The sequence below is a fragment of the Labilibaculum sp. DW002 genome (genome assembly GCF_029029525.1).
Taxonomy (GTDB): domain Bacteria; phylum Bacteroidota; class Bacteroidia; order Bacteroidales; family Marinifilaceae; genus Paralabilibaculum; species Paralabilibaculum antarcticum.
Genome location: NZ_JAKJSC010000004.1, coordinates 187,534 through 202,044, shown reverse-complemented (window position 1 = coordinate 202,044; position 14,511 = coordinate 187,534). Strand labels below are relative to the sequence as shown.

Genomic DNA, 14,511 nt, shown 5'->3' with positions numbered 1-14,511 from the left:
AACAAAAAAAGGGATGCCAACTGGCATCCCTTTCAACTAATATATTTTTAGACCTAGTCCAATTTGTGAATCAATAATCCTGAACGTAGTTTAGGCTCAAACCAAGTCGTTTTAGGAGGCATGATGTTACCTGTGTCAGCAATATCGATCAACTGTTGCATAGATACTGCGTATAAAGCGAAAGCTACTTTCATATCACCGCTATCAACACGTCTCTTCAATTCACCTAATCCACGAATACCACCTACGAACTCAACACGAGTAGTCGTACGAAGATCTTTAACATCCAATAGGTTATCCAATACGTGGTTTGAAAGGATTGTTACGTCCAATACACCAATAGGATCCTTATCATCGTAAGTTCCTTCTTTAGCGTTTAGCTTGTACCACTTGTTATCTAAATACATAGAGAACTCATGTAATTGAGCTGGCTTGTAAGTTTCCTCACCCATACACTCAACAGTGAAAGTCTCTTCCAATTTAGCAAGGAATTCAACTTCAGTCATTCCGTTAAGATCCTTAGCTACACGATTGTAATCGATAATTGCCAATTGATCATCTGGGAAGTGAACAGCCATGAAGTAGTTGTACTCTTCATCACCAGTGTGATTAGGGTTCTTAGCAGCAAACTCATCTCCAATACGAGCAGCAGCAGCTGTTCTATGGTGACCATCAGCTACGTAAGTAGAAGGAACTTTAGTTGCGAACAACTCTTCCAACTCTTTGTTAGTAGCTGCATCGTTTACAGGCCAGAAATGGTGACCGAATCCGTCTTCAGCAACAAAATCGTACTCAGCTTCTTCGTTCTTTACAATGTTTGCTACGATAGCGTCAATCTCTGGAACAGCTTTGTAAGAAAAGAATACTGGCTCAAGGTTAGCCTCAGTGTAACGAGTTAAGATCATACGATCTTCCTCTTTGTCTGGACGAGTAAGCTCGTGCTTCTTGATAACACCTGTACGGTAATCTTCACAAGCAGCATTAGCAACGATACCGTACTGAGTACGTCCGTCCATTGTTTGAGCGTAGATATAGAATTTAGCTTCTGAATCTTGCTTCAACCAACCTTTTTCTTGCCATAGCTTAAGGTTAGATACTGATTTTTCGTAAACTTCGTTAGAGTGAACGTCTGTTCCAGCAGGACAGTCGATCTCTGCACGAGTGATGTGAAGCAAAGAACAATCTTTACCTTCAGCCATCTGTGCAGCCTCTTCTGAATTCATTACGTCATATGGTAAACATGCTAAATCTTTAGCGATATCTTTAGTTGGGCGTAAGCCTCTAAATGGTTTTACAATTGCCATCGCGTTCTATGTTTTTGTTGTGTTTGTTTGTTGTTGTACTCTATTTAAATACAAATTGCATTCAAATATATAAGGTAGAAAACAAGAAGAACATGATATTCCTCTTGTTTTCCAAATATTACTTGTTTACTCTAAATGTTTCGTCTCCTTTTTCAATCAGGTTCACAATCTGATTAGCTCCGGCGATACCAGCATTGATATTAGCTTCAGCTGTTTGAGCACCCATTTTCTTAGGTGTAAAGAAAAAGCGACCTTCATATTTAGCAGCAAATTCGTCTTTGCAATCAGGTGCGATATCAGAGATATAAGCAAAATCGTTACGATCTGCCATAAGTTTCAACATACCTTCTTCGTCAATTACTTCTTTACGAGCTGTATTAACAAGGATACCACCCTCAGGCATCTTGTTCAACAAATCGTAATTAATTGATTTTTTAGTCTTGTCGTTGGCAGGAATATGCAAGGAAACATAGTGACAAGTGCTATATAGCTCTTCTACTGTGTCTACTGCCTTAACTCCATCAGCTTCAATAGCTTCTTTTGCAACAAAAGGATCGAATGCATATACTGTCATTCCGAAACCTTTAGCAATATTAGCAACGTGTTTACCAACGTTACCATAAGCGTGAATACCGATATTCTTACCTCTTAACTCAACACCAGCTTTCCCGTTATAACCTTTACGAGCAAGGAAAACCATCATTCCTAATGCTAGCTCAGCTACAGCGTTCGAGTTTTGACCAGGCGTATTCATGGCCACAATACCTTTTTCAGTACATGCTTCAAGATCGATATTATCGTATCCAGCACCTGCACGTACAATTACTTTTAGATTTTTAGCTGCTTCAAGCACCTCGCGAGTTGCTTTGTCAGAACGAATAATCATTCCATCAACATCAGCAACAGCTGCGATTAACTCAGCCTTATCTGTATATGACTCTAGCAAAGCTAGTTCATATCCTGCACCTTCAACTACTTCGCGAATCGCGTTTACAGCAGCAGGAGCAAAAGGTTTATCGGTTGCAATTAAAACTTTAGTCATTTTATTAATTTAAAACGTTAAAAATAAAATGTCATTGCCAGCCAAATCGAAGTTATCCTTACGGATCCCTTTAGTCGTTCCTCATGCTTTAATGACTCAAAATAGAGATTCGAGTGTGTTGCCACACTCAAACCCATATAATCAGGTAATTACTTTACATGCATTGTTTCGAATTCCTTCATGCAGTCTGCTAATGCCTGTACAGATGCTTTTGGTAAAGCATTGTAAGTAGAAGCACGGAAACCACCAACTGAACGGTGACCTTTAATTCCAGACATACCTTTTGAAGTAGCGAATTCGAAGAAATCTTTTTCTAGTTCTTTGTACTCGTCAGTCATTACGAAACAGATGTTCATTAATGAACGATCTTCTTCGTTGATAACAGTACCTTTGAACATTGGGTTACGGTCAATCTCGTTGTAAAGAACCGCAGCTTTATCTTCATTCATTTTCTGCATTGCAGAAACACCACCCATTTCTTTGATCCATCTCAAAGTTTGAAGAGCAGCAAATACAGGAACCACCGGAGGTGTGTTAAACATTGACTCACCTTTGATATGAGTTCTGTAGTCTAACATAGTAGGAATCTGACGATCCATTTTACCTAGTAACTCGTCTTTAACGATTACAAAAGTAACACCAGCTGGCGCCAGGTTCTTTTGAGCTCCACCATAAATTAATGCATACTTAGATACATCAACAGGGCGAGAGAAAATATCAGATGACATATCAGCAACAAGAGGTACATTCACGTCCATGTCGTGCTTGATCTCAGTACCATAAATGGTATTATTTGTAGTAATATGGAAATAATCTGCATCAGCAGGAATTTCGTATCCTTTTGGAATGTAGTTGTAAACTGTTTCTTTAGAAGAAGCAACTTCAACAACTTCACCAAACAACTTAGCTTCTTTTTGAGCTTTGTTTGCCCAAGCACCTGTGTTTAAGTAAGCAGATTTCTTAGCCATTAAATTGTAAGGAATCATGCAGAACTGAGTTGAAGCTCCACCACCTACAAACATTACTGAGTATCCTGCTGGAATATTCAATAATTCTTTGAATAAAGCGATAGCTTCATCCATTACGGCAACAAATTCTTTGCTACGGTGAGATACTTCCATTAAAGAAAGAGATGTTCCGGCAAAATTCTTAATAGCTGCAGCAGTATTTTCTACTGTTGAGTCAGGAAGGATTGAGGGTCCTGCAGAAAAATTATGTACTTTCATTTTTTCAAACGTTTTAAATTTTTGTATTATTCCATATCCTGAGGCAAATTTGCAAATAAAAATTTATTTTAAGACGCTTTTATCTGTTAAAATGTATGTTTTAAAACAAATAAATTCTCATCTCATCCCCCTTCGTATAGATTAATACTTACGTTCTGAAAAACAGAATTTTAACCCTCGGAAATTATTTTTAATAATTCTCTCACAAGACTCGGTGTTTTCCTTTCCAACCAAATATTTGAATTGAAATGAACAATCTTTGTGAATTTAAATGGCAAAAGTTAAAAAGAAACTTAAAAAACAATCACTTTTCAACTCAAAAACCAAAGCAAATATAAGAATTTATGTTCTTTTAATTACCACAAGTTTTAAAATAGACAAAAAAAAGCAGATACATGTAAATGCATCTGCTCTAATCAATATCATAAAAAAAACACCCTTACGCTTTGTAAAAAGGTATTTTTGTAATTTTTGCTTTAAGAGCCTTCTTTCTCACACGAATAAAAATCTCCGTATCCGCTTTATAGAAACCCTCTTTAACGTAACCCATACCTATATTTTTTCCAACTGCAGGAGCACTTGTTCCAGAAGTTACTTCACCAATTTCATTTCCTTCAGCATCCTCAATCTTATAACCCTGACGAGGGATACCACGGTCGATCATTTCAAAACCTTTCAAACGACGCTTAGGCTTATCAGCTTTCTGCTTCTCGAAAAATTCTCTATCGATAAAGTCATTACCATCAACAAATTTAGTAATCCATCCTAAACCAGCTTCAATTGGAGTATGTGTATCATCAATATCATTACCGTATAAGCAGAATCCAACTTCAAGACGAAGCGTATCACGAGCAGCTAAACCAATTGGCTGAATACCAAACTCTTTACCTGCTTCCATTACAGCATTTATAAGTTTCTCGCCATCTTCGTTTGCAACGTAGATTTCACATCCACCTGAACCTGTATAACCTGTAGTAGAGAAAATGACATTCTCGATACCAGCCATATTCACTTTCTTGAAAGTATAGTATTCCATATCTTCAACAGGAACATCGACAAGCTTCTGCATTGCTTTAAGAGCCAAAGGACCTTGAACAGCTAACTGGCAAATTTCGTCAGACGCATTGTAAAGTTCTTTACCTACTTCTAAGCCCATTTCTTCGGCATTCTTAGAACACCAGGCCCAGTCTTTTTCGATATTAGCCGCGTTAACAACTAATAAATAAGTTTCAGAATCGATACAGTAAACCAACAAATCATCAACAATACCACCTTTTCCGTTAGGAAAACATGAGTACTGAATCTTTCCATCAGTTAAAGCTGCCACATCATTAGTGGTCAATTTCTGAACAAAGCTAAAAGCCTTAGGGCCTTTTACCCAAAACTCACCCATATGAGAAACATCAAATACTCCTAATTTCTCACGAACACACATGTGCTCATCCTTAATACCAGTGTATTCAATAGGCATGTTATACCCAGCAAATTCTAACATCTTAGCGCCTAATTCTTCATGAAAACTAGTGAATGCAGTTCTTTTCATCTAAATACGTGTTTGGGGCAAAGCTCTACATTTTCAAAAATCCTGAAAGAAGATAACTTAGACCTAAGAAAAACTAATTAAGTTGTGTTTGTTTTAACAATTGCAAATGTAAAACTTTTTCTCAGATATTATAAAAACAAAACAATTAGTTTCCGCCAACCGGACGCCTTGCTATCCCCAAACGATAACCTCCTTTAAAAAGCACAACAAATGCATCTTTTACGCCACAATCGTCTCTATAATTGGCAGCTTCTTTAAAAGTTAAAAAACCTCCTATTGTATATTTATGCCAATTTTCAACAAATAAATGTTCAATAACATCCCCACCTTTATATCTTCGAAACAGTTCTGCTGGATCCATTTCTTTTCTGCTAGCGGCAATTTGCACTCGGTAAACAAAATCTTCTTCAACCAATTCTTGTTTCATTGGTTTTTCCGCTAGTTCAACAAGTTCATTTTCAACAGCAATAATTGGCACTGCTATAGGTACAACCAATTTAGCTTGCTCTAAGTCTGGAATTTCAACTTCAAGAGTATCTTCCACAAGCTCTGCAATTGGTTCTTCAATTACAGTTTCCTCTATAACTGGTATAGATACTTTTTGTTGGTAAATATCGTAACCTCCATTTCCTCCACTCCGATCTGATGCAAAATAAAACACTCCTTCTGCATCTTCACTATAAGTAATATCGTTTTCAGCACTGTTAATCGGCATTCCTAAATTTACTGGACTTGTCCATCCTCCCATTTCTTCTCGCTCACATTTAAAAATATCATACCCACCCATTGAATTATGTCCTTTTGAACTAAAATACAATGTCTTTCCATTTCTTGTAATGTAAACATCTCCTTCGTCGTACTCTGTGTTAATGTCACCTCCAATATTTATTGGTTTAGACCACCTTCCATTATCTTCTAAAAGGCAATAATAAATATCACATTTTCCAAATCCATCATTTCGATTACTCACAAAATAAATTTCATTACCTGCCTCGCTAATACTTGCCGAGCTCTCTCTAGAATCTTTTTTATTGATGAACTTTAAAGATTTACCTGTTTTCCATTTCCCATTTACTTTTTCAGCTAAAACCAAATCTCCTGCTCCTTCTTTACTATTGTAAAATACAAATTGATTTTCGTTAAAATTGCACAGTAAAGTTGCATTGACATTCGCTCCTAAATTATTTTTTTCTCTTGATATATTTCTCCAAGTATTTTCATCTTTTTCCGCTTTAAATAACTTTTCAAAATACTTCTGATCATCCAAAGATCTGGCATCTTCCTTTTCAAATACTCTTCTCGAACTAAAGTACAAATCACTACGAAAAACCTGCGGATTAAACTCATCAAAACTTGAATTCACATCATTTTCTAACAATTCAATAGCAAAAGATGTAGAGTCCTCCATAAACATTTTTCCATACCTTGATTCTTGAATGTGCTTTTCACCAATTGGTATCAACTCTTTTTGTTCCTTATAATTGTTTTGTGCTATTAATTCATTATTCATTTTGAAGTGAATAATTGCCTTTGAAAAGTTGTTTTGATACTTATAAGCCAAACCAATATAAAAATGTATTTCATTACTGATATCAAGATTTACTGATTCTGCAGCTAAAAGGAATGGAAGAGCTTTATTTTTAGGTCCAGCAACTAAATAACAAATACCTACATTATAATTAAGTTCAGCATTGCTTTTGTTAACTGCATAGGCCTCTAATAATAAATTTAAACTTTCTCCAACATAGCCCAATCCTTTATCATAAAGCTTTAAGGCTTCTTTTATTTTTGAATACTCCGCCTTTCTTGTTTGCACAGTATCCACAAAATGAGTTTTTTTAACCGACAACAACTCCTGTCCATGTATTTGAAAAGAAATTGCTATAACAATAAATAAAACAAGGGTAGTAAACTTCAAATTCATAGACGATAAGTTATATTTGAGAATAGACAAAATTCCTAAAAGAAAGATGATACGAAAAAAAACTTCTTAAGTTTAGTTTAACAATCACTTTTTAGTGTTTTATAATTATTGAATCTTATTTAGTAATCATCAATAAAGATTCAATAAAACCGTTGATTTAAGCACCTGTTGAATAACTTAGCTTATAGGTAAATTAAAAATATTTTAGTATTATTGCATATGTCTTAGGCATGATTAATATTGTTTATTAAATCTGAATAAAATATTTAGAAAATAGCATTATAAAAAGCATAAATTTGACTAAATTAAACGTAAACAAACCTTATCTCAACTAAATGACTCTAGGGGAAAAGCTTACTGACTTAAGCTATTTAAAGGAAATGTCTGGAAATGACTACAGTATCATCAAAGAAATGATTGATATTTTTATAGAACAAGTTCCCGAGTTCTTAGATGAGGTTTCGAATAGTTTCGAATCCCAAGATTGGCAAGCTTTAGGTGCTGTTGCTCACAAAGCAAAATCATCAGTAAGAACAATGGGAATGGAAAAGACCGGAAGCTACTTGGAACAGCTAGAACATTTTTCGAAAGGGAATCTTAAATTTGATTTACAGATAAAAAAAGAAAAAGGCATTGAATTTAGTCCTTCTGATGAAAAGAATTGGATTAATGTGAAGTATGAAACTAAAAATGACATTGAATTAAAGCACATTCCTGAATTAGTAGAAGGCTTTTTAACTCAATGTCCATTAGCTATTAGAGAACTAAAAGAAACGCTAGAACAACATTAAAAATTTACACCAGATTTTACCACTATGAATATTGAAACCAAACAAGTTAACTCTGTAACCATAATGAAATTGGGTGCTACCAATAGGTTATACGCATTAAATGCGAATCTTGCGAAGGAAAAAATGAATGAATTCTTAACTCAACCAAAATCACAATTGGTTATTGATTTTGAAGGCATAAGTTTTATTGATAGCTCAGGATTTGGAGCTTTGTTATCTGCACTTAAAACGTCAAAAGAGCACAAGAGTTTTATTAAGCTTTGTAATATCAACAACGATGTTATGGAATTGATTGAACTAATGCAGCTTGATTCTATTTTTGACATTTTGCAGGATACAACCGCTTGTGTTAACAGTTTTTCATCGGCAGAATAAATTGCTTGGATGGCCAAAGTCTCGCCAAATATACTTGTTGTTGATGACGATGTAGTTATCTTAAAGTTTATTGAGTTTACTCTTAAAGGCTTAGGTTATCAAACCACATTGGCAAAAAATGGCAAAGAAGCTATCGACGAGGCTAAAAATCAACATTTTGACCTCATCATTTCTGACCTTTACATGCCTCTTATAGATGGTAATGAATTGGTTAAAAGACTACGAAAAACACCCGAATACCAACACACACCTTTTATTTTCCTTTCTGGAAATACAGAAGAAGAAACTTGGATTAAAAACCTTAATGACGGTGCTGATGATTTCATCACCAAACCCATCAAGCAGAAGATTTTCATCTCCAAAATTCAGTCGCACTTAAAAAAAGCTTACCTCAGAAAAGATATTCTTGACAGTGCTAGAAAGGATGATATTAGTTTTGAAAAAGGAAATTTAATCTATTGCGCCAATAGAATTAAGCCTTTTGCTCTCCCACGAAAACATCTAAAAACAAACATTAAAGCGGTTTATTCCGACACCGATTTCTTTATGGCTCTTCAAGACACAAATACTTGGGGAATTATCATAGACGATAAAGCAAAGTGGGCGATTACCATTTTAGATAAAATTACAGAGATTGTATCTCACCATATTCCAATAAGTATCTTAATTTCTGATGCTGACGATATGGATCAAATTGATCAATTGTTAAGTTCAAAAATCAGTAATTTTCTATTTAAAAAATTAAATTCAAAATTGATCATTCATCAGATCAATTCTAATGTTCAAAGAGAACACGATTTAAAAAACAAATATTTAAATGCACTAAATACTGCCGCTAAAAGATCTCCAATTCGTTTCGAAAGTGAATTTGAGGATGATCTGCGCGATTTTAATATTCAGATTTTAAATCAACCTTACGACAAGCTTCCTGGCGGAGATTATTACGAAGTTGTTGATATCGATGAAAATAGAAAGATTTTAATCTTAGGAGATGTGATGGGTAAAAAATGGGATGCATGGTTTTTTGTCCCAGCCTACATTGCATATGTTCGTAGCACTATAAACTTTTACCTGAGTCGAGAGGAATTTGATTTTATAAAATCACCTGGTAAGTTTCTCGAAATAATAAACAAGTCTATTTTCAAGGACCTTAAGCTTAGCGAAGTTTTTACAACCTTAAGTATTATAACAGTTTGCTCACAGACATCAAAGGTAAGTATTGCATCCGCAGGAGCCTTACAACCTGTCTTTTACAATGCGAAGGAAAACAAAACAACTCAATTAAATATTGTTGGCACTCTACTTGGTGTTATCCCAGATGCACACTATCTAAGCTTAATACAAGATTTTAATATCGGAGATAAACTTTTACTTTATACTGATGGTTATATTGAAGCTGTTAATGATAGAACGGGGGAAATGATTGGTGATGATGCGATGCATTATGCTTTAGACAATAAAAAAGACAAAGAAATTATTGCAGCAAAAGAGCTAGAAACAGAATTAGCACAGCTTTTTAACATCTCAAAATATGACGACGATAGAACCCTATTGTTAATCCAAAGAAATTAGTTCAAATACTCCTTTTTCTCCTTTGTTTTCCTCATTTTTGCATAAAATTTGATAATATGGAAGCAAACGAAATTATTGGCTGGATGGGTAGCATCCTTTTCGCAATATGCGGATTACCTCAAGTTATACACACATTTAAAACCCGAAAGGTTGACGACCTTAATGAGTTTTTTATTTGGCTTTGGTTTCTAGGGGAAGTTTTCACTTTTTGGTATATTATTATTGATGATATCACCAATAAAAACTACCATATTCCTCTGTATTTTAATTACATTTTCAACTTACTATTACTTTTCTATTTGGTATTTGCCAAATACAGGTACAATTCAAAACCAACAAGTTTATCTATTCTTAGAAAAAAACTAAGATTTAAATAGACAATGTATACCATAAAAAAAGCCGGATGAAAATCCGGCTTTGCTATTTAATGTCTTGAAACTGTATTTCGTATTTTCTCCCGAATCTCTAAAGACTCATCTGATAAAAGATAATTCTTTGTTGAATCAGGTAAAAAATCAAGGATGTCATTTAAGCGATCTTCTCGAATTGCCTTTCTTACCTTCGATGCTGAAATATAATTATCAGCACCTCCTTGGGTTATTCTAGGGATTTCTAAGATTTCAACTCCATTAGAAGGAAGGTATTTTAACATTGCCTCGTTATAAGCAGCCGTAACCGGTGAATACATCTCTGTTCCTATGTACCTTCTGTTGATATTTAATATCGGCACAATGTAGTTCATAAAGGTGACCACATCTAATTCTGCTTGTTTTGCTGCAATATCACATTCCTTTTCCTCTTTAAGGAAATAACAAGGGAAAATAGTTCCGGAAACAACGTAGTTACCTCCTTTTACCATTACAAGGTTGTCCAAGTGCCCAAGTTCCTCTTTAATTAATCGCCACCTAATGTCAAAGGTAAAAGAAGAGCGATCTTCTTCGACAATAAAGAGATAAACCAATCTATTTTCTTTACACGCCTTCTCTATTAGGTACTTGTGACCTTTTGTAAAGGGATTGCAGTTGACCACCACAGAAGCAATATCTCCAACACTAAGATCCTTTTTTATTGACCTTAAATAGTCCTGGTAAGTCTTGATGTTTTCATAGCCGAATTCAAGCACCGAAAACAAAGGCTCTGCTGTGGCAATTTCGGTAAATCCTAAACCCTTAAACACCTCTAAATTTCGAGGCTTGGTATAAACAAAAATATGCTTATGCTTAAGAATTACAAGATCAATTAAATGGGTAACAATTTGAGCAAAAGCAGCGCCTTCTCTAAATTTTGGAGAAACTGCAACATACTTTAATACTCTCCCCTTATATGACCCCGTTCCGATTACTTCCCCATTCAAGTTATATAGGATCATGGCGTAATCCACATCGCTAGGATCAAATTCGAAGCCCAATGGCTCCATAAATTCTGAAACTAATTTTATATCAAAGGGATTCTTTAAATCTAAAGACTCTTCCCTATAATCTGTATTCTCAACGCCCATACTTAGTAGTTCGTTTTAGTATTTGTTGTGTTTTTGTTTATTGTATTTAACTATTCAATGATATGAATTCCACAGAAAATCCACCTTTAATTTTATATGTTATGAAAGGAGTTTTTTAAGTGTCAAATCATGATAAATGTTATTTTTTTATTCCGTATCAATTTGTATTCAGCAAAAGCTTATGCGTATTTTTGATTTACCATATATATAAAATAACTCACTGCTAATAAATCTGCTGACCCGCCTGGCGAGATCCTATTTTGCTCACAAAAGCTCATCAATTCTTGGTACTTCTCCTTAAAATAATTCGATCCATAAACTTCAAAAGCTTGTTGCGACAAATCTTTTAATTCATCAAGAATTCGCTCTCCTTTGCGATATAAGATATTGCTATCGTTATTGTGCGCAATTAAAGATAAAAGTGCTTTTGTAAGTCCAAACTGAATTGACGAATCGTTTTCCAATTCCAAATCATTAAAACAAGAATTCAATACTGGAATTGCATGCTTAAATACACATGGCAAACCGGCTTGTATCTCTCCTCTTATTCCTTTTCCCTTCTCTCCAAATTTTTCAAAACACTCTTCACCGTGAGTTTTACCCTTCGAATATAATTTCTGCCCCAATTCCTTTTCAACCAAACTCCCATTTAATTCTTTTATCTGATCAACAAATGAATCGTAGGAAAAGTTCCGTTTTTTAATTTTAAGAGCCGATACAAAAAGAGAAAAACCCAATAAAAAAATTGCGCCTTTATGTGTGTTCACCCCTTTGGTTTCTGCAAACATATCCTCTTCCATTTGCAATCCAATTTGTCGCAATTTGGGAAGGGCATCTTTACCATTACTGGATGAAAAAGAAAATCCGAACTCTGCAATTTCTTTAAAATAGACCGCCAAAACAGCACTTGAATTTAAAAAAGTAGCATAATCCATATCAGTATGCGAACCACTCGAAAAGCGATCGACGAGGCCAGGTTTCGGAGATAGAGAAACTTCGTGCAGCAATGCTTTTAATGCAAAAGCAGACAAATCCTTACAGATTCGATCCTTTCTCCTAGACTCAAGAAACTGAATCATATCTGTCTCGATACGCTTTCTCATTTCAGTGTACTCATGCGTTTGCATTCTCATGCAATAAACGGCAGGATGTTCATTACAGAAATAACATACCTTTGCCTTGCCCGATGAAACAGGACTCCCATTTTCATCTGTTATATCAACATCTAATAATCGACCAAGAGGATGATCTTCTTCAAAACCTTCCGTTATCTCTTTAATTGCTTTTGCTCTTATACCTGTATCACAAATTGGAACGAGGTAAAAGTCTCCAGCTGCATCTTTATTTATAATTTCCTCATCCTCGCTAATCACTATTCGATACGAAAGTAGAAATCTTTTTAAATCAGCAAAACTAGAAGAAAAGAAACTATTTATTAAGTCATTAGACTTTGGAACACCTGGAATATTAAGGGTCAAACTTAACGATACAAGCCTTTTGGAAGCAAGTTCTTTTCTTGCTTCGGCTCTCTCTTCTTTGGCATTTAATATTTCGCTAATTAGCTTCTCCATCTGCACTATTAATAATACGCCCTAAATGTAACAAACAGTTAGGGCGTAATGTATTTGATTAGGATAAAATTCGCTTCTAATTAAGAGAGATTTTCCACATTATAGATCACATCAATAATAGTTCCATCTCTATACTCAACCAAGCCGACAATTTTATCTCCCAATTGCTTTTCTGCAGGTATTCCTGTCATTTCTTCAACTTCTTTTTTAAGATCTCTGATATCAACGACTTTTACACCTGCTTTTTTCAAGGCAGCAGCTAAATTAGGTTTTGCTGGATTCACGCAAACACCACGCTCAGTTACAATAACATCAACACTTTCACCTGGCGTTACAACAGTGTGAACACGATCCATAATAATTGGTAAACGACCACGGAAAGATGGGCAAACAATAACAGAAAGGTTTGCTCCTGATGCTGTATCAGAGTGACCTCCCGATGCACCACGAATCTCTCCTGAAGAACCTGTGATTACGTTAACATTAAAGTCAACATCAACCTCAAGTGCCCCCAAGACTACCACATCCAATTTATTGGTCATGGCTCCACAGTTATTAGGATTCGCATATTGATCACAAGTAATCTCAACGTGTTTAGGGTTATTCAATACAGAAGTACTTACTGCAGCATCAAACGACTGAACATCGAAAATAGCTTTAAATAAGCCTTCTTCAAGCATGTCAACACCGTAAGATGTTACACCACCAATCATGAATGATCCCTGAATGTTCTTACGCTTCATATCCTCACGAAGGAATTTAGCCACAGCCAAAGAAGCACCACCGGCACCAACCTGGAATGACATACCATCCTTAAACAAACCAGAATGTTCGATTACTGTAGCACCAATACGAGCAATTCGCAAATCCATTGGTGAAGATGTGATACGTGTTGTACCTGATGCAATCTTAGATGCATCACCAATACTATCCACTTTTACAACATGATCAACAAAATGCTGACGTACTGTACTTGGAACACATGGGTATTCAACGATATTATCAGTAACGACAATGACATTCTTTGAATATCTTGCATCAATATCAGCATAGCCCATAGAACCAAATGCAGATGGTCCGTGAGATCCGGTTGAGTTACCTTCCTCATCAGCGGCTGAAGCAGCAAGTACCGATAAATCTGGTTTAATGCGTCCTGTTAGGAAATCGCGAACACGACCGCCATGTGAGTGAATAATTGCAGGATGCTTTAATTTTCCCATTGAGATGATTTCACCAAGACGTCCTCTAATACCTGAAGAAAAAATCTTAGTAATCATACCATTCTCAACGTAAGGTACCAAACCATCGTGAGCAGAAGTTAGAGATGAAGAAGCCAAAGTAATATCTTTGATTCCCATCTTGTCTAAAATCTCAATAGTTTGCATCAATACACCATCTCCTCCACGAAGGTGATGATGACAAGTAACAGTCATACCATCGAAAGGCTCGCACTTTTTAATAGCTTCTTCTAAACTATCACAAAATTTTGATGTGTGTGCTTTCTTTGCCTTTAAAGTACGTGATATGTTGGTAGATGGAACTTCATCTTCGATGATACTTTTCCAAACACCTTGGTAAGGCTGCAATTCGCCTAAACCTTCTATATATTCAGGGATTTCAACTCCTAATGCGTTTTTCATTTGTCTACTTCTTTAAGAATCAAAG

The 14,511-nt window shown here is 35.3% G+C and carries 12 protein-coding genes; 4 read left to right on the top strand and 8 right to left on the bottom strand.

Annotation, left to right across the window (positions count from 1 at the left end):
• Positions 1-53 precede the first annotated feature (53 nt).
• The 5 genes from L3049_RS16155 to L3049_RS16135 form a co-directional block, all read right to left on the bottom strand.
• A complete protein-coding gene (locus L3049_RS16155) occupies positions 54-1,304 on the bottom strand; it encodes a DUF1015 domain-containing protein (RefSeq protein ID WP_275110854.1) in 1,251 nt (416 codons plus the stop codon).
• A gap of 118 nt (positions 1,305-1,422) precedes the next feature.
• Complete coding sequence (locus tag L3049_RS16150) at positions 1,423-2,346, bottom strand: 3-phosphoglycerate dehydrogenase (RefSeq protein WP_275110853.1); 924 nt, start codon at positions 2,344-2,346, stop codon at positions 1,423-1,425.
• Positions 2,347-2,495: 149 nt separating this feature from the next.
• Positions 2,496-3,572 carry a 3-phosphoserine/phosphohydroxythreonine transaminase gene (gene serC / locus L3049_RS16145; protein ID WP_275110852.1) on the bottom strand — a complete coding sequence of 359 codons (1,077 nt, stop codon included), beginning with the start codon at positions 3,570-3,572 and terminating at the stop codon, positions 2,496-2,498.
• A 439-nt stretch (positions 3,573-4,011) separates the two neighbouring features.
• Positions 4,012-5,115, bottom strand: coding sequence for a glycine cleavage system aminomethyltransferase GcvT (gcvT, locus tag L3049_RS16140; protein WP_275110851.1), 1,104 nt, complete (start codon positions 5,113-5,115; stop codon positions 4,012-4,014).
• A 145-nt stretch (positions 5,116-5,260) separates the two neighbouring features.
• Positions 5,261-7,039: a hypothetical protein gene (locus tag L3049_RS16135; protein WP_275110850.1), complete on the bottom strand. Its 1,779-nt coding sequence runs from the start codon at positions 7,037-7,039 to the stop codon at positions 5,261-5,263.
• 335 nt (positions 7,040-7,374) lie between these two features.
• Between L3049_RS16135 and L3049_RS16130 the strand changes: the two genes are divergently transcribed.
• The 4 genes from L3049_RS16130 to L3049_RS16115 are packed head-to-tail and all read left to right on the top strand — an operon-like array spanning position 7,375 to position 10,154.
• A complete protein-coding gene (locus tag L3049_RS16130) occupies positions 7,375-7,830 on the top strand; it encodes an Hpt domain-containing protein (RefSeq protein WP_275110849.1) in 456 nt (151 codons plus the stop codon).
• Between the two features lie 24 nt (positions 7,831-7,854).
• Positions 7,855-8,205: an STAS domain-containing protein gene (locus L3049_RS16125; RefSeq protein ID WP_275110848.1), complete on the top strand. Its 351-nt coding sequence runs from the start codon at positions 7,855-7,857 to the stop codon at positions 8,203-8,205.
• Between the two features lie 9 nt (positions 8,206-8,214).
• Positions 8,215-9,777 (top strand): response regulator, encoded by a 1,563-nt coding sequence (locus L3049_RS16120; RefSeq protein ID WP_275110847.1) that lies wholly within the window; start codon positions 8,215-8,217, stop codon positions 9,775-9,777.
• Positions 9,778-9,833: 56 nt separating this feature from the next.
• A complete protein-coding gene (locus L3049_RS16115) occupies positions 9,834-10,154 on the top strand; it encodes a PQ-loop repeat-containing protein (RefSeq protein ID WP_275110846.1) in 321 nt (106 codons plus the stop codon).
• 47 nt (positions 10,155-10,201) lie between these two features.
• On the opposite strand, the gene L3049_RS16110 is transcribed toward L3049_RS16115, so the two are convergent.
• From L3049_RS16110 to citF, 3 genes are all read right to left on the bottom strand, one after another.
• Positions 10,202-11,275, bottom strand: a complete 1,074-nt coding sequence (locus L3049_RS16110) for a [citrate (pro-3S)-lyase] ligase (protein WP_275110845.1) — start codon at positions 11,273-11,275, stop codon at positions 10,202-10,204.
• A gap of 179 nt (positions 11,276-11,454) precedes the next feature.
• Positions 11,455-12,846, bottom strand: a complete 1,392-nt coding sequence (locus L3049_RS16105; RefSeq protein ID WP_275110844.1) for a triphosphoribosyl-dephospho-CoA synthase — start codon at positions 12,844-12,846, stop codon at positions 11,455-11,457.
• 80 nt (positions 12,847-12,926) lie between these two features.
• Positions 12,927-14,486 carry a citrate lyase subunit alpha gene (gene citF, locus L3049_RS16100; protein WP_275110843.1) on the bottom strand — a complete coding sequence of 520 codons (1,560 nt, stop codon included), beginning with the start codon at positions 14,484-14,486 and terminating at the stop codon, positions 12,927-12,929.
• Positions 14,487-14,511 lie beyond the last annotated feature (25 nt).

Coding starts and splice junctions, on each gene's coding strand:
- L3049_RS16155 (WP_275110854.1), bottom strand. CDS start 1,304: ATGGCAATTGTAAAACCATTTAGAGGCTTACGCCCAACTAAAGATATC.
- L3049_RS16150 (WP_275110853.1), bottom strand. CDS start 2,346: ATGACTAAAGTTTTAATTGCAACCGATAAACCTTTTGCTCCTGCTGCT.
- serC (WP_275110852.1), bottom strand. CDS start 3,572: ATGAAAGTACATAATTTTTCTGCAGGACCCTCAATCCTTCCTGACTCA.
- gcvT (WP_275110851.1), bottom strand. CDS start 5,115: ATGAAAAGAACTGCATTCACTAGTTTTCATGAAGAATTAGGCGCTAAG.
- L3049_RS16135 (WP_275110850.1), bottom strand. CDS start 7,039: ATGAATTTGAAGTTTACTACCCTTGTTTTATTTATTGTTATAGCAATT.
- L3049_RS16130 (WP_275110849.1), top strand. CDS start 7,375: ATGACTCTAGGGGAAAAGCTTACTGACTTAAGCTATTTAAAGGAAATG.
- L3049_RS16125 (WP_275110848.1), top strand. CDS start 7,855: ATGAATATTGAAACCAAACAAGTTAACTCTGTAACCATAATGAAATTG.
- L3049_RS16120 (WP_275110847.1), top strand. CDS start 8,215: ATGGCCAAAGTCTCGCCAAATATACTTGTTGTTGATGACGATGTAGTT.
- L3049_RS16115 (WP_275110846.1), top strand. CDS start 9,834: ATGGAAGCAAACGAAATTATTGGCTGGATGGGTAGCATCCTTTTCGCA.
- L3049_RS16110 (WP_275110845.1), bottom strand. CDS start 11,275: ATGGGCGTTGAGAATACAGATTATAGGGAAGAGTCTTTAGATTTAAAG.
- L3049_RS16105 (WP_275110844.1), bottom strand. CDS start 12,846: ATGGAGAAGCTAATTAGCGAAATATTAAATGCCAAAGAAGAGAGAGCC.
- citF (WP_275110843.1), bottom strand. CDS start 14,486: ATGAAAAACGCATTAGGAGTTGAAATCCCTGAATATATAGAAGGTTTA.